The 18,157-nt window shown below is 58.3% G+C and carries 17 protein-coding genes and 2 pseudogenes; 16 read left to right on the forward strand and 3 right to left on the reverse strand.

The window, feature by feature from the left end:
- Positions 1-193: 193 nt before the first annotated feature.
- From AC1D2P_RS26220 to AC1D2P_RS26230, 3 genes are all read right to left on the reverse strand, one after another.
- The gene (locus tag AC1D2P_RS26220) at positions 194-655 is read right to left on the reverse strand and encodes a hypothetical protein (protein WP_046028132.1); all 462 of its coding nucleotides are present in this window, start codon (positions 653-655) and stop codon (positions 194-196) included.
- A gap of 147 nt (positions 656-802) precedes the next feature.
- A complete protein-coding gene (locus tag AC1D2P_RS26225) occupies positions 803-1,483 on the reverse strand; it encodes a DUF3313 domain-containing protein (protein WP_046028131.1) in 681 nt (226 codons plus the stop codon).
- Positions 1,484-1,633: 150 nt separating this feature from the next.
- Positions 1,634-1,840, reverse strand: coding sequence for a hypothetical protein (locus AC1D2P_RS26230; protein WP_477757582.1), 207 nt, complete (start codon positions 1,838-1,840; stop codon positions 1,634-1,636).
- A gap of 570 nt (positions 1,841-2,410) precedes the next feature.
- Between AC1D2P_RS26230 and AC1D2P_RS26235 the strand changes: the two genes are divergently transcribed.
- From AC1D2P_RS26235 to AC1D2P_RS26310, 16 genes and pseudogenes are all read left to right on the forward strand, one after another.
- The gene (locus AC1D2P_RS26235) at positions 2,411-3,058 is read left to right on the forward strand and encodes a hypothetical protein (RefSeq protein WP_109787039.1); all 648 of its coding nucleotides are present in this window, start codon (positions 2,411-2,413) and stop codon (positions 3,056-3,058) included.
- Between the two features lie 347 nt (positions 3,059-3,405).
- Positions 3,406-3,879, forward strand: a complete 474-nt coding sequence (gene moaC, locus AC1D2P_RS26240) for a cyclic pyranopterin monophosphate synthase MoaC (protein ID WP_046028127.1) — start codon at positions 3,406-3,408, stop codon at positions 3,877-3,879.
- On the forward strand, positions 3,876-4,121 hold the full coding sequence (locus tag AC1D2P_RS26245) for a MoaD/ThiS family protein (RefSeq protein ID WP_046028126.1): 246 nt from the start codon (positions 3,876-3,878) through the stop codon (positions 4,119-4,121). The genes moaC and AC1D2P_RS26245 overlap by 4 nt, the downstream gene beginning before the upstream one ends.
- Before the next feature lie 4 nt (positions 4,122-4,125).
- Positions 4,126-4,587 carry a molybdopterin synthase catalytic subunit MoaE gene (gene moaE / locus AC1D2P_RS26250; RefSeq protein WP_477757581.1) on the forward strand — a complete coding sequence of 154 codons (462 nt, stop codon included), beginning with the start codon at positions 4,126-4,128 and terminating at the stop codon, positions 4,585-4,587.
- A gap of 33 nt (positions 4,588-4,620) precedes the next feature.
- The gene (locus AC1D2P_RS26255; protein ID WP_077430438.1) at positions 4,621-5,064 is read left to right on the forward strand and encodes a CopD family copper resistance protein; all 444 of its coding nucleotides are present in this window, start codon (positions 4,621-4,623) and stop codon (positions 5,062-5,064) included.
- Positions 5,065-5,178: 114 nt separating this feature from the next.
- Complete coding sequence (locus AC1D2P_RS26260; RefSeq protein ID WP_477757580.1) at positions 5,179-6,519, forward strand: oxygen-independent coproporphyrinogen III oxidase; 1,341 nt, start codon at positions 5,179-5,181, stop codon at positions 6,517-6,519.
- A 21-nt stretch (positions 6,520-6,540) separates the two neighbouring features.
- On the forward strand, positions 6,541-7,929 hold the full coding sequence (gene hemN, locus AC1D2P_RS26265) for an oxygen-independent coproporphyrinogen III oxidase (protein WP_109787036.1): 1,389 nt from the start codon (positions 6,541-6,543) through the stop codon (positions 7,927-7,929).
- 110 nt (positions 7,930-8,039) lie between these two features.
- The gene (gene nosR, locus AC1D2P_RS26270; RefSeq protein ID WP_477757711.1) at positions 8,040-10,220 is read left to right on the forward strand and encodes a transcriptional regulator NosR; all 2,181 of its coding nucleotides are present in this window, start codon (positions 8,040-8,042) and stop codon (positions 10,218-10,220) included.
- 54 nt (positions 10,221-10,274) lie between these two features.
- Positions 10,275-12,194 carry a TAT-dependent nitrous-oxide reductase gene (gene nosZ, locus AC1D2P_RS26275; RefSeq protein ID WP_223523403.1) on the forward strand — a complete coding sequence of 640 codons (1,920 nt, stop codon included), beginning with the start codon at positions 10,275-10,277 and terminating at the stop codon, positions 12,192-12,194.
- A 27-nt stretch (positions 12,195-12,221) separates the two neighbouring features.
- The gene (locus tag AC1D2P_RS26280) at positions 12,222-13,529 is read left to right on the forward strand and encodes a nitrous oxide reductase family maturation protein NosD (RefSeq protein WP_109787033.1); all 1,308 of its coding nucleotides are present in this window, start codon (positions 12,222-12,224) and stop codon (positions 13,527-13,529) included.
- Entirely contained in the window at positions 13,526-14,449 is a 924-nt protein-coding gene (locus AC1D2P_RS26285; RefSeq protein WP_109787032.1) for an ABC transporter ATP-binding protein, read from the forward strand. Before AC1D2P_RS26280 ends, AC1D2P_RS26285 begins: the two co-directional genes overlap by 4 nt.
- Positions 14,446-15,276: an ABC transporter permease gene (locus tag AC1D2P_RS26290; RefSeq protein ID WP_046028114.1), complete on the forward strand. Its 831-nt coding sequence runs from the start codon at positions 14,446-14,448 to the stop codon at positions 15,274-15,276. Before AC1D2P_RS26285 ends, AC1D2P_RS26290 begins: the two co-directional genes overlap by 4 nt.
- Before the next feature lie 25 nt (positions 15,277-15,301).
- Positions 15,302-15,826, forward strand: a complete 525-nt coding sequence (locus AC1D2P_RS26295) for a nitrous oxide reductase accessory protein NosL (protein WP_046028113.1) — start codon at positions 15,302-15,304, stop codon at positions 15,824-15,826.
- 128 nt (positions 15,827-15,954) lie between these two features.
- Positions 15,955-16,698 (forward strand): SDR family NAD(P)-dependent oxidoreductase, encoded by a 744-nt coding sequence (locus AC1D2P_RS26300; RefSeq protein WP_046028274.1) that lies wholly within the window; start codon positions 15,955-15,957, stop codon positions 16,696-16,698.
- Positions 16,699-17,156: 458 nt separating this feature from the next.
- A pseudogene (locus AC1D2P_RS26305) lies at positions 17,157-17,255 on the forward strand (short-chain dehydrogenase); the annotation flags it as partial.
- Positions 17,256-17,660: 405 nt separating this feature from the next.
- Positions 17,661-17,762 (forward strand): annotated as a pseudogene (locus AC1D2P_RS26310) (short-chain dehydrogenase); the annotation flags it as partial.
- Positions 17,763-18,157: the final 395 nt, after the last annotated feature.

The raw sequence follows: 18,157 nt of genomic DNA on the forward strand, positions 1-18,157 counted from the left end.
CTGTGGGACACGGCAGGATCGAGTTCATGGTTCTCCAGCTTCGGGACGACGCAATCGACATATTGTTCGGGCGACTTGTCTGTTAGCAACGTTGAGGTCGGGTCATTCGGAGCGTTAGTACAACCGCCCAATAGCAGGGCGCTAAAGGTCATTACTGGGATAAATAAAAGACGCATCGACAGGGTCCTCAAGTTCAAGGCAAAACGTTGTAGCCACGCTGTTGCAGGCAACTGCTGTACACGGAGTTGTTGGCGGCGATGCTTTGGTCGGTGGTTCCAGCGTTTTGTCTGCGTTCCTGACGTTGTCTTGATCCTCCGATCACCACGCCGGCAGCTGCGGCGCTTCCGGCACGGTTCTGGCGATAGTCTTGCTTGATATCGTCGTCGATCTGGTCATAGACGTTGTCATGTTGGTTGCCCCGAACCTGCGCTGCAGTGGCTCCGGCGACTGCGGCGGTGGCAGCGCCTTTTACCCGGCCACCGGATGGCACTGTGTTTTGTATCGGGAATTGAGCGTTGGCCTGGGATTGGCAGGCGCTGGTGTCTTGCTGGATTGTCTGGGACGTCTGGCTTTTGAGTGGCACCACCGTCACCGCCGAAGCAGCAGAACTGGCGAGCAATACAAAGGCCGATAAGGTTGAGGTCAGTATTTTCATCAAGTCGGACTCTCGTTAGTCGTCGTTACATGGCCTGACGGTTTGATCAGGCCAGACGCAAAAAACCCCATGCATGTCTGCTCGCAATGCAATTCATGACAATGAATGGTCGCGATTCAGCGTGTGCGATGGGGTATCCCGCGATTGTTACTGCTTGGAAAGCAGTGCCTGCATGTCGCTCGTCATGTCTTTGAGCGCGGCTTTGAAGTCCTTGGAGGCAATGGGTTGGCTCTCATTATCCAAGGTCTCGCCGAACACTTTGCGTACCACCTTGGCGACCGGCAAACCGGTTTTGGCATCGATCAGGTCGGCTTCGATAAACAGCTCGGCAGTCTGGTCGCGATGCCCGGTGGCGGCTTGTGTTGCCCCGACGATTGCCGAGATCGGTACAGCCTCATACCAATGCATGCCCTCGTTCTTGGCGCCGACTTCGGTGATCGCCGCCTGCAAGATCAAAGTTCGTGAACCGGCCGGTGCTTGTCGTGCATCCGAAACAATCGTGTACGAGGGCGCGAAGGCGTTCCGGACGCTGTTGCTGGCCATGGTCTGTACGTCTTGCAGGGTTTGCAGATTGATGCGATCGGTCGGTTTCGGTGCCGGGTACAGCTCTACCTGCTTGAACACGACAGTGGAATAGGCGTGAGGATCAAACCCAGGCTTTATCCAGCGCAGCACTTTCTTTTCGCTCGGTGTCGTTTGCTCTTCCAGACCCTGATAATTGGCCAGGAAGCCCGAAAATTGTTCTTGCTCTGCGACCTTCGAGACACAGCCGACCTGAAACACGCAACTCAGGGCAATACCCGCAATCCATTTGTTCGACATGGTCATGTATTTTTTTCTCATGTGATGAAAGTTTTCATTCAGGTTCCAACCTGGCCCCCCGATACCGACCTGAGCGAAACAAAGCTGATGCTTGCACGTCGGTCAATGCGGGGCGGATGCTGCCTGCAGCCGCTGGATAATCCGAATCAATAACCCTTAAAAACTATTAAGTTTCACCAAGAAAGCGTGACCGACCTCATGCCATGGGGCTGCGCGAGCCGTGAAGCCCCGCGCCATCAAAATATCGCTGCCGGTAATGAATGTGCCTTCGGAGCCCATGAGCCGCGTGTCTTCGCCACGTGGGCCGCTCAATTTCTCCCGCGCCTGATGGGTGAAAAGGGTGCCCGGACTGATGGTGTTCACCCATTACTGCTCGCGTCGATTATCAAGTGCGTTTTTTTGATGTAAAAAGTATGACTGTTTAGTTGAGAGTGGCTCTAGATGAGAGTCGCTCTCTCTTGCGGGTGTTGTGAGTGGAGTAGCAACTAATGGATCCAATGAGACAATATTATAAGTTCATGTAAACAAGCAGCCCAGTTGCCATACGGGCTGACGGGTAAGTTGATCCAATAACGTCGATGTCTGCGTTTTCGTATTCCACACCGTTTGTCGGGCTTTTGCCTAAAAAATGAACATTGTCGCGTCTTTGGCCTCTGATTCTTCAGCACGTCAGCCATGACCTGCCCGTGTAGCCGCAAAAAAGAAGTGGAAATTGAACCTCATATGCATTGAATGCAGATGGGGATTTTTTTATCCGAAAATCAGGAGGCAGCACACAAACCGATCGTTGATTTGCCAGGCGAATCAATGAGGTTAACATTGCCAAGTTTATGATTTGGCTTGTCTTGTATCAGTAAGGTTGTGCAGGGTTATTAATAAATGATAACCCGCGGATAGTTGATCTTTACTGCTGAATAAGTTGGAGAGAATACCGTGGCGATAAATACAATCATGAGCCTGCTCGAAAATAAAGAATTTATGGAGCTGTTGCGTCTAGGTGTTGTTTACGTCCATTTGGTGGCCTGTTGTGTCGCTATTGGTTTGGTGTTGACCAGTGATATTGCGATGGTGAGAGACCTGTTAAAACGAAAGGTATTCACCGAGCATGATAATGCTCACATGGAAAGTCTTCAGAAGTCTGTCGTCGTCGCATTGATATTTTTGTGGGTAACCGGTGCCGCTATCGTCGGTATTGACTACCTGGAAAAAGGTGCCAATTACTTCATGAATCCAAAGCTGCAGGCCAAAGTGATTATCGTCACACTGCTGACTTACAACGGCGTCTTGTTGCATCGCCTGGTGCTGCCAGCGCTGCAAAAGGCCGGTTCCTTGCTCCATCTCGGATTCAGCGCACGCATGATGGCGCTGTTCTGCGGCTCGCTGTCAGCCGTGTCCTGGATGTATGCCGCCATGTTGGGCGTCGGTCGCCCATTGGCCTGGAAATATTCGCTTTCCGAACTGTTGATGGCCTATCCGATACTGATTGCACTCGGCTTCCTGGCAATGCTGGTGCTGACTCAGCGAGCAAGACAACAGGACTACGCCGTTGCGCCTCTGGGGACAGTAGCAAACGCATGCTAAGTCGGTTCTGCGTGTAAGTCTTGCGCACGAGCCCCCCGTCCGAAAGCCACTGAACCTCCGGGTGCAAGTCTGAATCAGGCCTGCACCCGGAGGTTCTGTCGTTTGAGCCCCCGAAAACCTGAACGCCGGACCCACCTCAGCGGTCGGGCAAAACGTTCAGCAGTCCCCCCTCAATGGCACGCCGTTGCGTCATCACCGATTCTCGGGTTTCTTGATTGGTGTCAACCGCGTGTATTCGCCTGCTCTGTATTCTGCTCATAAGCCGATATCCAAGGGACCGGACGGCTTCCCGAATCCGTCCGGCACCTCTGGGGCCCAGTACAAGGCTAACGCTCATGAATGAAGGAATGCTGACCCATCTCGACTCGCAGGGGCACGCGAGGATGGTTGATGTCACCGATAAAAGCGTGACCTGCCGAGAGGCGGTGGCCGAAGCCTGGGTACGGATGCAAACCGAAACACGGCAGTTGATTGTCCGGGGTGGTCACCCTAAAGGCGATGTCTTCGCGGTCGCACGCATTGCCGGTATTCAAGCGTCCAAGCGCACGAGCGAGTTGATCCCGCTGTGCCATCCACTGTTCTTGAGTAGCGTCACCGTCGAACTGAGTGTTCAAGGCGAACATCGTGTGCGCATTGTTTCGCGGTGCAAAGTGGCCGGGCAAACAGGGGTCGAGATGGAAGCATTGACGGCGGTCAGTGTGGCGGCCCTGACACTGTATGACATGTGCAAAGCGGTGGACCGGGGCATGACGATCGAATCTGTGCGCTTGCTGGAGAAGCAGGGCGGAAAGAGCGGTCGGTATCAGGCGCCGGACCAATGAAACTGACTATTTTGTATTTTTCGCGTTATCGCGAAACGCTGGGCGTCGATGGCGAAACCATTGAAGGTGCATTCGCGTCGTTTAACCAGCTGCGTGAACATTTGGCTCATCGTGGCGGAGTCTGGCAAGTCCTGGCCGAACACAATCTCATGTGCGCTCGCAACCAGGACATGTGTGGGCTTGACGAGCCGTTGAGCGACGGTGATGAAGTGGCTTTTTTCCCCACCGTGACAGGGGGGTGAGACAGTGATTCGAGTTCAGACCGCGGGCTTCGACCCCGGTGCCGAAATCAACGCGCTGCAGGCGTCGAGTATGAGTGTTGGCGCCGTGGTGAGCTTTGTCGGCTATGTGCGGGACTTCAATGCCGGGAACGAAGTCGATGGAATGTTTCTTGAGCATTACCCCGGCATGACCGAAAAAGCGCTTGGAAAAATTGCCGATGAAGCCCGGCAGCGTTGGTCGCTGCTTGGACTGGTGCTCATTCATCGGGTGGGCGCACTGCTACCGGGCGAGCCGATCGTCTTTGTCGGTGTCAGCAGCGCTCATCGGCAGGCGGCCTTCGATGCCTGTGCGTTCGTGATGGATTACTTGAAAACCCGCGCACCGTTCTGGAAAAAAGAACAGGTGGCCGATCGTTCGCAGTGGGTCGAGGCCCGTGACAGTGATCGCGAGGCGGCACAACGATGGGATCGCGGCATTCCTGACTGAATCATATCCAGCTGAAAAGAGAGCGAGAATCCTATGCTCTACCTGCCATTTTTAATCTTGCATCTATTCGCTGCGCTGATCTTTATCGGCACGGTGTTCTTCGAAGTCCTGTTTTTAGAAAGTATCCGCAAACACTTGCCCGCCAGGGTCATGCTGCTGGTCGAGCAGGGTATTGGCCGCCGGGCCCGGACCCTGATGCCCTGGGTTCTGCTGGTGTTGTTCGGTGCGGGACTGGGCATGGTGTGGCTGCGCTATCTGCCGGTCCTGGCCGCACCCTTGGCCTCTGCATTCGGCACATTGCTGATGCTGAAAATAGTGCTCGCCGTCAGTGTATTGCTGCATTTTCTGGTGGCCATGTTCTTGTTTCACAGCGACCGCATGAAGGCTCGATACGTGCAATTGATCCATGGCAGCCTGTTCTGCCATATGGTCGCCATTGTCCTGCTGGCCAAGGCAATGTTTTACGTGGCGTGGTGACCGGTGTTGTCCGGCGGGCGGTTTGAACGCTTCGATCGGGCTTGATGCAAATCAAGGTGCGTCGATCGTCAAACTCCGACACTAGCGGTTCGCAGCCAGCCACGGAGAACCGGCATGCTCGACTTATTTCACACCCCCGGCGAGTTGAATGTTCGCAGCGACCAAGGCGTTCTCGACCCCGGTCACCCCACCGACACGCAAAAATTTCATGACGGCATCGGTTCACTGGATTTGCTGCGTGCCTTGCGCGGCAGTCGTCAGAAGCAGCGCCCCCTGGCCTTGAGTGTCTGGCTGCCTTGCACCCTCAGGCCATCGTCCTGTGTGCACGATGCTACCTGTGAACGCGGTATCGAGCAGTACCTTAAGCGTCTGGAGCATGAGATTGACCTGGTGGGTTGCCATTTGGGGGCAGGGCAGCGGGTCGAGCGGTTTCACCTGGGGGGCGGAACACCTGCGACGTCCCATGTCGTGCGCTTGATGAGCCATCTAAGTGGTCGGTTCAATTTTCTCAGGCAAGAGAGTGGCGACTACAGCGTCGACGTTGATCTGCACCATACTGATTGGGCGACCATGGGGGTGTTGCGCGACCAGGGGTTCAGCCATGTCAGCATCGGTGTTCCGGATATCGGTGCCGACAGTGAGCTGTCGATGGACTGTTACCAGAACCCGGCCCCCATCCATTCATTGATCGACGCTGCGCGCACCTTCGGCTTTCGCTCCATCAATGTTGACCTGGGTTTTGGTCATGCCTGGCAAACGCCAGACAGTTTCGCGCTGAAACTGGCGACGATCATCGAGCTGGAGCCGGACCGGCTCATGGTGTTCGACTACGCCCGGCCACCTCGGCGCTATCGGTCCGGGCGGGGGGATACGACCAGGACCCCGTGCAGCCAGGACGACAAGAGCGCGATGCGGCAGATCTGCTTCGAGCGATTGCTTGGCGCGGGGTATCACTACATTGGCATGGGGCAATTTGTCCGGCCCGATGATGACCTGGCGATTGCCCAGGAGCGAGGCCGGTTACGTCGTACCTGCGAGGGGTTTACCCGTCACGGTTATTGCGACCACGTCGGGTTTGGTCTGGGGGCCATCAGTCAGATCGACGAGGTGTATACGCAAAACACTGATTCAATTGAACAGTATCAGCAACAACTCGACAGCGAGCAATTGCCGACCTGCCGGGGCTGGCGTTTCGAGGCGGGGGACCAGATCAGGCACACGGTCATGGAGCGACTGTCGTGTGATCAGGAACTGGATATTCGTGCCATCGAGAAGCGCTACGGATTGAGTTTCCCCCAGTACTTCTCCTCGGTCTGGCCGTTGCTGGAGCAATTGAATCGTGATGGGTTGATTGAATTGTCAGACCGTTTCATCAGCATTCTTCCCGCCGGCCGGCCGGAAGTGGATGCCATCTGCAGTCTGTTTGAAAAGGATTCGGGCAGTGCAAGGCATTAACCCTTTGCGAGTTGATTGATCATGAAGCCTTCATTCGATTTCAATCGAGCCCTGGTCGAAAAGTATGACCGTCCGGGGCCGCGCTACACCTCTTATCCGACGGCGCCGCAGTTTCATCAGGCATTTGCCGTCGACGACTACCAGCGCGCAGTCCACGACAGCAACCAGGCGGCGTCGCCCAAACCGCTGTCGGCGTACATCCATATTCCGTTCTGCAAAAGCCTTTGCTACTACTGCGCCTGCAACAAAATCATCACCCAGAAAACCCATCGTGCGGTCGAATACCTGACCTACCTCAAGCGCGAAATTACCATGCAGGCGGCCTTGTTCGACGGCACGCGCAAGCTCACGCAGCTGCACCTGGGCGGGGGCACGCCGACGTACCTGACCAGCGAGCAACTGGCCGACCTGATGGACTGCCTGCATCAGGCGTTCGATATGGACGACAGCGATAATCACGAGTTTTCCATCGAGGTCGATCCACGCACCATCAGCACGGAGCAGATCCAGTCATTGCGTCAACTGGGCTTCAATCGCCTGAGTTTCGGCGTGCAGGATTTCGATCCCGATGTGCAGGCAGCGGTCAATCGCCAGCAAAGCGAAGCGCAGATCTATGCGCTGGTCGCGGCGGCGCGTGAGGCGCAATTCAAGTCGATCAGCGTTGATCTGATTTACGGCTTGCCCCTGCAAACGGTGCAGAGTTTCGACACCACCCTGGAAAAGATCATCGCCCTGCGCCCTGACCGGATTGCGGCCTACAGCTACGCCCATTTGCCTGAACTGGTGCGGGCGCAACGGTTGATTCGTCCGGCAGACATGCCGCCACCGGAGCGCAAGCTGGAGTTGCTCGAACTGACCATCCGCCGTCTGACCGAGGCCGGTTATGTTTACATCGGCATGGATCACTTCGCCCTGCCGGAGGATGAACTGGCGCTGGCCCGCACCCATGGCACCCTGCAACGTAATTTCCAGGGCTACTCAACCCATGCCGACTGCGACTTGATCGGCCTCGGCGTGTCTTCGATCGGCAAGGTCGGCGACAGCTACAGCCAGAGCGTCAAAGAGCTTTCGCAGTACTACGCCCGTATCGATCAAGGCTTGTTGCCGGTGCATCGGGGTTACCACTTGAGCGCCGATGACCTGTTGCGCCGCGAAGTGATCAGCGACCTGATGTGCCATGGCCGGATTGATTTCGGCAAGTTCGAAGCGCGCCATGGCATCTGCTTCACCGAGTATTTTGCCGAGGCGCTGGCGCAACTGGACGAGCATGTGCGTGATGGACTCTTGCAGATTCACAGCGACGAATTGGTGCTGTTGCCGCAAGGGCATTTGATGATGCGCAGTGCCGCGATGGCATTTGACGCCTACCTGGGGGGCGAACAAAAAGGTCAGTTTTCCCGCACCGTTTGAAGCAGCGGGACGCTCTGGCACAAGGAATACCGGCAAGTTGATCTCAATCAAGGGCAGGGCACGAAACGCTCCCTACCATGACCGTCAGGCCCCTTGAAATCAGCGAAGCCATGACAACCCACCCGCCTTCGAAACCTGGCAACCTGCGCGTCTGGAGCGTCGGGCTGGCGGTGATGCTGTTGCTGATGATCGCGACGTTCGCGGTGGTGCAGGCCAAGTCATACGGTGACATCGAGCAGCAGCGCATCGAGAAGGTCTTCCCTCAAACCGATTCGGTCTCCGACCCGCAAGGCACCTTCAAAGTGCGCACGTTGTCGACGGCCGGCAAGGTCATCGGTTACGTTTTCCAGAGCCTGGATGTGGTGGACATTCCGGCTTACTCGGGCAAGCCGATCAACACCCAGGTGATCCTCGACACGGCCGGCGTGATCAAGGATGCCTATGTGCTGGAGCACCACGAGCCGATTCTGCTGATCGGCATTCCCGAAGTAAAACTGCATGACTTCAGCGCCAGGTACACAGGGATCAGCGTCAATCAGCGCGTGGTCGTCGGCCATTCCAGCGACCCGAGTGCGGTCACCGTGGATGCCATCGCCGGTGCAACCGTCACCGCCATGGTGGTCAACGAAGTCATCATGCGGGCCGCCCATGAAGTCGCCGTCTCGCTCAAGTTGATTGAGGACAAGGGCGCCCGGGTGAACAAGCCCGCCATCGTGCGCCAGGATTTTTTCGAACCCGCCACCTGGGAGCAATTGACCGGCAACGGGGCCATTCGCCGATTGAGCCTGACCCGCGGGCAAGTCGATGCCGCCTTCAAGGGCACCGATGCCGAAGGCGTCGAGAACGCCACCCCGGAGCACCTCGATGACACCTTTATCGAGCTGTACACCGCCGACTTGAACCCTCCGACCATTGGCCGCGCGCTGTTGGGCGACAACCAATATCGCTTCCTCATGCAGGACCTCAAACCCGGCGAGCAGGCCATCGCGGTGCTGGGGCGCGGGCTGTATTCCTATAAAGGCTCGGGTTATGTGCGCGGCGGCATTTTCGATCGGGTGCAATTGCGCCAGTTCGGCAATGTCATCAGTTTTCGCGACATGGATCATCAGCGGCTGTCCGACGTGTTTGCCCAGGGCATGCCCGAATTCACTGAAATGTCGGTGTTCATTGTGCGCAAGCAGGCGGGTTTCGATCCTGGATCGCCCTGGTCCCTGGAGTTGCTGGTGCGGCGTCAGACCGGTCCGGTCAGCGGCACCTTCAGCAGTTTCGAACTGGCCTACCAATTGCCCGAACACTACCTTGAGCGACCAGCCCCCAGCGCCGAAGAACTGGCCGCCATCGAAGAAGCCAAACGGCCGATGTGGTTGACCATCTGGTACCAGAAGTACTTTCAGATTGGCGTACTGGCCAGCGCGTTGCTGCTGCTGACAGCGATCCTGTTCCTGCAGGACAAACTCACTCGCCGGCCGCGTTTAATGCACTGGCTGCGTCGCGGTTATTTGCTTTTTACCGTGGTGTTTCTGGGCTGGTATGCCCTGGGGCAGCTGTCGGTGGTCAATGTCCTGACGTTTGTCCATGCATTGTTCGAGCACTTCCGCTGGGAGCTGTTTCTCACCGATCCGCTGATTTTCATGCTGTGGGTGTTCACCGCGGCGAGCATTTTGCTGTGGGGCCGTGGGGTGTTCTGCGGCTGGTTGTGCCCGTTTGGCGCGCTGCAAGAGCTGATCAACGAAGCCGCGCGCAAGCTGAAGATCCCTCAATACGAATTGCCTTTCGCGGTCCATGAGCGGCTGTGGGCGATCAAGTACATCATTTTGCTGCTGCTCTTCGGCCTGTCCCTGGAGTCGATGTCCAGCGCCGAACTGTTCGCCGAGGTAGAGCCCTTCAAGACCGCCATCACCCTGCGATTCGACCGCCAGTGGTGGTTCGTTCTGTACGCGGTGGCATTGCTGGTCATCAATCTCTTCACCCGAAAAGTCTATTGCCGCTACATCTGCCCATTGGGCGCGGCGTTGGCCATACCGACGAAATTGCGTCTGTTCGACTGGCTCAAGCGCCGCAAGGACTGCGGCAACCCATGCCAGTTGTGCGCCAAGGAATGTGAGATCCAGGCGATTCACCCGGATGGCCGGATCAATGCCAACGAGTGCCATTACTGCCTCGATTGCCAGATGACCTATCACAACGAAAACAAATGCCCGCCGCTGATCAACAAGCGCAGGAAACGCGAAAAATCGGCGCCCCTGGCGGCGCAATTGATCCCTGTCGTGGAAGTGACGGCTGCTGAATGAACCTGGCGAGCGCACGTCCGCGGAGACCGTTTTTCCCTTCAAGGAGTAGACAAAATGACTGACTCAGAATCCACAAAGCCCGGTGAAGAAGTAGAGCAGGCGGGGCTCAGCCGTCGCGGTTTTCTTGGCAGCAGTGCGGTCACCGGCGCAGTGCTGGCGGGGGCCGCGACCCTCGGCGGCACGGTGTTCAGCCGCGAGTCCTGGGCGGCGGCGGTGAAGGATGCGCAAGCGAAAATCCATGTCGGCCCCGGTGAACTGGACGAGTACTACGGCTTCTGGAGTGGCGGTCATCAAGGCGAAGTGCGCGTGTTGGGCGTGCCGTCGATGCGCGAGTTGATGCGCATCCCGGTGTTCAACGTCGACTCCGCCACCGGGTGGGGCCTGACCAACGAAAGCAAGCGGATCCTGGGCGACAGCGCCAAGTTCCAGAACGGCGATTGCCATCACCCGCACATCTCCATGACGGACGGAAAGTACGACGGCAAGTACCTGTTCATCAACGACAAGGCCAACTCCCGTGTCGCGCGCATCCGCCTGGACATCATGAAGTGCGACAAGATGCTCACCGTGCCGAATGTGCAAGCCATCCATGGCCTGCGACTGCAAAAAGTGCCTTACACCAAGTACGTGTTCGCCAATGCCGAATTTGTCATTCCGCACCCTAATGACGGCCACACCTTCGATCTGCAAGACAAGAACAGCTTCACGATGTTCAACGCCATTGACGCCGAGAAGATGGAGATGGCTTTCCAGGTGATCGTCGACGGCAACCTGGACAACACCGACGCCGATTTCACCGGCAAGTACGCCGCTTCCACCTGCTACAACTCGGAAAAAGCCTACGACTTGGGCGGCATGATGCGTAATGAGCGCGACTGGGTCGTGGTGTACAACATTCCGCGCATCGAAGCCGCGATCAAGGCCGGCAAGTTCATCACCCTGGAAGGCTCGAAAGTGCCCGTGGTCGACGGTCGAAAAACCGATGGCAAAGATTCCGAGTTCACCCGCTACATCCCGGTTCCGAAGAACCCGCACGGCCTGAATACATCTCCCGATGGCAAGTACTTCATTGCCAACGGCAAGCTTTCGCCCACCGTCTCGATGATTGCCATTGACCGTCTGGACGACCTGTTCGCCGACAAGTTCAGCGACCCGCGCGAGGTGATCATTGCCGAGCCGGAACTGGGCCTGGGGCCTTTGCACACCACGTTCGACGGACGCGGCAATGCATACACCACGCTGTTCATCGACAGTCAGGTGGTGAAGTGGAACATGGCCGAAGCGGTACGCGCCTACAAAGGCGAGAAGGTCAATTACATCAAGCAGAAGCTCGACGTGCAGTACCAGCCTGGCCATAACCATGCCTCGCTGACTGAAACCAGTGACGCCGATGGCAAGTGGCTGGTGGTGTTGTGCAAATTCTCCAAGGACCGCTTCCTGCCGACCGGACCGCTGCACCCGGAAAACGATCAACTGATCGATATTTCCGGCGAAGAAATGAAGCTGGTGCACGACGGTCCCGCATTTGCCGAACCTCACGATTGCATCCTGGCGCGCCGGGACCAGATCAAGACCAAAAAGATCTGGGACCGTAACGACCCGTTCTTCGCCGCCACCGTAGAACTGGCCAAGAAAGACGGGATCAATCTGGAGACCGACAACAAGGTCATCCGCGACGGCAATCATGTGCGGGTCTACATGACGTCCATGGCGCCGGCCTATGGCCTGCCCGAGTTCACCGTCAAACAGGGCAACGAAGTCACGGTGACCATCACCAACATCGACCAGATCGAAGACGTCTCCCACGGCTTCGTCATGACCAACCATGGCGCCAGCATGGAGATCAGTCCGCAGCAAACATCGTCGATTACGTTTACGGCCGACAAGGCCGGCTTGCATTGGTACTACTGCAGCTGGTTCTGCCATGCGCTGCACATGGAAATGGTCGGCCGCATGAAAGTCGAGCGGGCCTGACCGTTGCCAATCGACAGGAGCGAACCCATGGCCGACATCAAGGACACCCCAGTGCGTGGTTGCGGGATAAACGTCTTTGCGTTGTTGCTCCTGTTGATGTCAGGCAGTGCGCTGGCGGCAGTTCAACCCGTCACCACGCTACCGTTGCGGGTTGACGCTGAACAACGCTGGCACCTGCCGGCAGGCGAGTACCGTGGCACATTCAGTGTCGATCAACCGATGCAAATTGTTTGCGAGCCCGGTGCCGTCTTTCAGGCGCAAGGGCAGGGGAACGGGATCATCATCAGTGCGCCCGATGTCGTGATCGAGGGCTGCACGTTTTTGGATTGGGGGCACGATCTCACCGCCATGAATGCGGCGGTGTTCATCCAGCCCAAGGCCCGTGGCGTGGTGATCAAGGGCAATCGCATGCAAGGCCAGGGATTTGGAATCTGGGTCGACGGTACGCAGGATGCCAGCCTGATCGACAACCGCATCCAGGGCGACCCGACGCTGCGATCGCAGGATCGTGGCAATGGCATTCATCTGTATGCGGTGCATGGTGCCAAAGTCATTGGCAACCAGGTGCGCGACACCCGCGATGGCATCTACATCGACACGTCCAACGGCAACCTGCTGCAGGGCAATACCCTGGAGGACCTGCGTTACGGCGTGCATTACATGTTCGCCAACGACAACCGGCTGATCGGCAACATCACCCGCCGCACCCGCACCGGCTATGCCTTGATGCAAAGCCGCAAGCTCACGGTGATCGGCAACCGCTCCGAACAGGATCAGAACTACGGCATCCTGATGAACTACATCACTTACTCCACCTTGCGCGACAATTTCGTCACCGACGTGCGCGACGGCTCGACCGGCGACAGCATGATCAGCGGTGCCGAGGGCAAGGCGTTGTTCATCTACAACTCGCTGTTCAACAGCATCGAACACAACCATTTCGAGCACAGCGCCGTGGGCATTCACCTCACCGCCGGCTCCGAAGACAACCGCATCGCCGACAACGCGTTTGTCGGCAACCAACGGCAGGTCAAATACGTTGCCACCCGCTTGCAGGAATGGTCGGTGGATGGCCGGGGCAATTTCTGGAGCGACTACCTGGGCTGGGACCGCAACAACGATGGCCTGGGCGATATCGCCTACGAACCCAACGACAATGTCGACCGCCTGCTGTGGCTGTACCCACAAGTGCGGCTGTTGATGAACAGTCCCGGGATCGAGTTGTTGCGCTGGGTGCAAAGGGCATTTCCGGTGATCAAGTCGCCGGGCGTACTGGACAGCCATCCGCTGATGAAACCCACCACTGAACCCCTGACCAAGGAGCCCGTTGCATGAATGTCATCGACATGGAAGGCGTCAGCCAACGCTATGGGCACACCACGGTGTTGCATCAGTTGAACCTGAGCCTGGCCGAAGGTGAAGTGCTGGGTTTGTTCGGGCACAACGGTGCCGGCAAGACCACCAGCATGAAACTGGTGCTGGGCCTGCTGACCGCCAGCGAAGGGCAAGTCCGGGTGTTTGGCCGCTTGCCCAGTGACCCGCACGTTCGACGGCTGCTGGGTTATTTGCCGGAGAACGTGACCTTTTATCCGCAGATGAGTGGCCTGGAGACCTTGCGCCATTTCGCCCGACTCAAAGGCGCCGCGCCTGCTCAGGTGGACGTGCTGCTGGAGGAAGTCGGCCTGGCGGGCGCGGCGCATCGCCGGGTCAAGACTTACTCCAAGGGCATGCGCCAACGCCTGGGGCTGGCGCAAGCCTTGCTCGGCGCACCGCGTTTGTTGCTGCTCGACGAGCCGACGGTCGGCCTCGATCCCATTGCCACTCAAGACCTGTACCGGTTGCTCGACCGCCTGCGCAACCAGGGCACCAGCATCATTCTCTGTTCCCACGTGTTGCCGGGCGTCGAGGCGCACATCAACCGTGCGGCGATTTTGACCCAGGGGCGTCTGCTGGCGCTGGGCAGTCTGCGCAGCCTGCGCGAGGAAGCCGGGTTGCCGACGCTGATTCGCGCCAACGGGCTCAAGCACGCCGGGCCTTTGCAGGCATCCTGGAACAATGCCGGGCACGTCACTCAGCGTTGGGGCGTGGAAGGCCTGGAGGTGGCGGCGCTCAATGGCAACAAACTCGATCTGTTGCGCCAATTGCTCAATGACGACGAGCCGGCGGACGTGGAAATCGACCCACCCTCCCTGGAAGACATCTACCGCTTTTACATGGGGCGGGCCGGCACGCGCCCCACTGGAGAGATCGCATGAATCCGATCTGGAACATGGCCCGCAAAGAGTTCAACGACGGTTTGCGTAACCGCTGGTTGTTGGCGATCAGCCTGTTGTTCGCAGTGTTGGCCACCGGCATCGCCTGGCTGGGCGCCGCGGCTTCCGGTCAGTTGGGCTTTACCTCGGTGCCGGCGACCATCGCCAGCCTGGCCAGCCTCGCGACGTTCCTGATGCCGCTGATTGCTTTGCTGCTGGCCTATGACGCCATCGTCGGTGAGGACGAAAGCGGCACGTTGCTGCTGTTGCTGACCTACCCGCTGGGGCGCGGGCACATCCTGCTGGGCAAATTTATTGGCCACGGGATGATCCTGGCGCTGGCCACGCTGATCGGTTTCGGCTGCGCGATGCTGGCGATCGCTGTCTGCGTGGAGGATGTCGAACTGCAGTTGCTGTTCTGGGCGTTCGCACGCTTCATGCTGTCGTCGACGCTATTGGGCTGGGGCTTTCTGGGGTTGGCGTATGTGCTGAGCAGCGTGTCGGCCGAAAAATCCACGGCGGCCGGACTCGCGCTGGGGGTGTGGTTTTTCTTCGTGCTGGTGTTTGACCTGGCGCTGCTGGCCTTGCTGGTGCTCAGCGAAGGGCATTTCAACCCGCAGGTATTGCCCTGGTTGCTGCTGCTCAATCCTGCCGACGTCTATCGCTTGATCAATCTTTCCGGTTTTGAAACCGGCGTCAGTACGGCCGGCGTACTGACGCTCGGCAGTGATCTGCCGATGCCGGGCGCGATGCTCTGGCTGTGTCTGTTGTTGTGGGTAGCGGCGCCGTTGGGTTCGGCCTGGCTGCTGTTCCGTCGACGGGCGACCTGAATTCATACCTTTGGAGCACCTGACAATGAAAAACCGTTACTACACGACGTTACGCGCTATGGCGGGCCTGATGGTCTGTCTGCTGCTGACAGCGTGTGACAAGCCCGCGCAAGCTGCGTACAGCGACCTTCCCAGCGCCTTCCATCCCAGTGATGAATGCCATGTCTGCGGCATGATCATCAACGGGTTCCCGGGGCCGAAGGGGGAAGTGGTCGAGCCTGGCGGCATCAAGAAATTCTGCTCCACGGCGGAGATGATCGGTTGGTGGTTGCAGCCGGAAAATCATCACGGCGATGCCCGGTTGTATGTCCACGACATGGGCCGCAGTCCGTGGAACGCACCGGATGATTCCCAACTGATCGATGCCAAGGATGCCTTCTATGTGGTCGGCACCGGGCTCAAGGGGGCGATGGGCATCGTACTGGCGTCTTTCTCCAGTGAGCAGGCGGCACAGAAACTGGCCACCGAGCAGGGTGGTCGTGTGCTGCGGTTCGGCGATATCGATCAGTCGGTGCTTCAGCAACCGGCCATGTCGCACGCGACTCACTGATCGCTCGATTGGCTGCCCGATCTTTTATGAAATCTGATCGCCGTCAAGTCCGTCTGTTTGCGCTTGTTCAATGATAGGGGCCCGCAATGTCCCCAGTGCTTGGCATCGACGATGCCCAGGAGAACATGATGCAAACCGAGTTTCAGGATCGTTTGGCTGTGATCACCGGCGCCAGCTCCGGGATTGGTCTGGCCCTGTGCGCTGCGCTGTTGCCGCGTGGCGTCAAGGTGCTGGCGATGTCACGTACGGCCGGTGATCTGCCGGCCTTGCAGCAGATCTACGGCGAACGTTTGCAATGGAGCGCCGGGGACGTCACGTGCAAGGACGACTTGCGCAATCTGGCGGAGCACGCTGCGACGCTGGGCCGGATCGATTATCTGGTGCCCAACGCGGGGATCGCCGAAATGGCCGATGGCCTGGACATGCCGGCCTTCCAGCGCCAGTGGGCCGTCAACGGTGCCGGGGCGTTGAACACCCTGGCGGCGTTGCGCGGGGAGCTGGCGAGCCCGGCTTCGGTGGTGTTTGTCGGCAGCTTCCTGACCGGTTCGAGCTTTCCCGGCCTGGCCGCCTGCATTGCCAGCAAGGCTGCCTTGGCGGCACAGGCTCGCACACTGGCGGTGGAGTTTGCCCGTTTTGATGTGCGCATCAATCTGGTCTCCCCGGGGCCGACCGCCACCCCGATGTGGGACAACCTGGGCTTGAGTGACGATGAACTCGACGAAGTCGCGGACACCCTCGGCAAACGTATGTTGCCCGGGCACTTTCTCGATGCGTCAGCGGTGGCCAACGTGATTATCTTTCAGCTGTCCCAAGGCGCCCGGGGCGTCTACGGTCAGGACTGGACGGTCGACAACGGGTACACGTTGGGCTGAAGGGTGAACACATACTTGGGCTTGGTGCTGGTCACTCAAGATCGCTGGAGCGGTTTTTTGATGGTGTACATATCCGTTGTTGCGGTAACGGCTGCTGGCGGTTTCGCTCTTACAGCGAGTCCCTTTTCCAAACGCCGAAAAGGAACCAAAAGGCTTTGCCCCTCCATTCGGTGCCTCGCCCAGGCTCGGCATGCCCTCACTCCGGCATTGCTCCGGGGGCCCGCCGCCATCGGCCATCCATGGCCGGGGGCGGCTACCGCGGCATCCTTGCCGCGGTGCCCCCTACGCAACGCCTGCGTTCGGCCTCTGGGAAAGGGGCAGCAGATCAAGATCAAAAGCAAAAGCACGCAGCCTCGCCAAGGCTCGACAGCTGCTACGGAGGGTGGGAACAATCAACAGCTTTGCGAGCAGGTTCGCCCAACAATGTATCGGCGCACGACTTTGCTTTTCACCACTCTGCGTCAGCGGCCAACGTGATTATCTTTCAGCTGTCCCAAGGCGCCCGGGGCGTCTACGGTCAGGACTGGACGGTCGACAACGGGTACACGTTGGGCTAGAACGTCGAACATATACTTGGGCTTGGTGCTGGTCACTCAAGATCGCTGGAGCGGTTTTTTGATGGTGTACATATCCGTTGTTGCTGCGGTAACGGCTGCTGGCGGTTTCGCTCTTACAGCGAGTCCCTTTTCCAAACGCCGAAAAGGAACCAAAAGGCTTTGCCCCTCCATTCGGTGCCTCGCCCAGGCTCGGCATGCCCTCACTCCGGCATCCTTGCCGCGGTGCCCCCTACGCAACGCCTGCGTTCGGCCTCTGGGAAAGGGGCAACAGATCACGATCAAGATCAAAAACACGCAGCCTCGCCAAGGCTCGACAGCTGCTACGGAGGGTGGGAACAATCAACAGCTTTGCAAGCAGGTTCGCCCAACAATGTATCCGCGCACGACTTTGCTTTTCACCACTCTGCGTCAGCGGTGGCCAACGTGATTATCTTTCAGCTGTCCCAAGGCGCCCGGGGTGTTTACGGTCAGGACTGGACGGTCGACAACGGGTACACCTTGGGCTGAAGGGTGAACACATACTTGGGCTTGGTGCTGGTCACTCAAGATCGCTGGAGCGGTTTTTTGATGGTGTACATATCCGTTGTTGCGGTAACGGCTGCTGGCGGTTTCGCTCTTACAGCGAGTCCCTTTTCCAAACGCCGAAAAGGAACCAAAAGGCTTTGCCCCTCCATTCGGTGCCTCGCCTAGGCTCGGCATGCCCTCACTCCGGCATTGCTCCGGGGGGCCGCCGCCATCGGCCATCCATGGCCGGGGGCGGCTACCGCGGCATCCTTGCCGCGGTGCCCCCTACGCAACGCCTGCGTTCGGCCTCTGGGAAAGGGGCAACAGATCACGATCAAGATCAAAAACACGCAGCCTCGCCAAGGCTCGACAGCTGCTACGGAGGGTGGGAACAATCA

It is taken from the genome of Pseudomonas sp. P1_F1_2 (assembly GCF_056405815.1).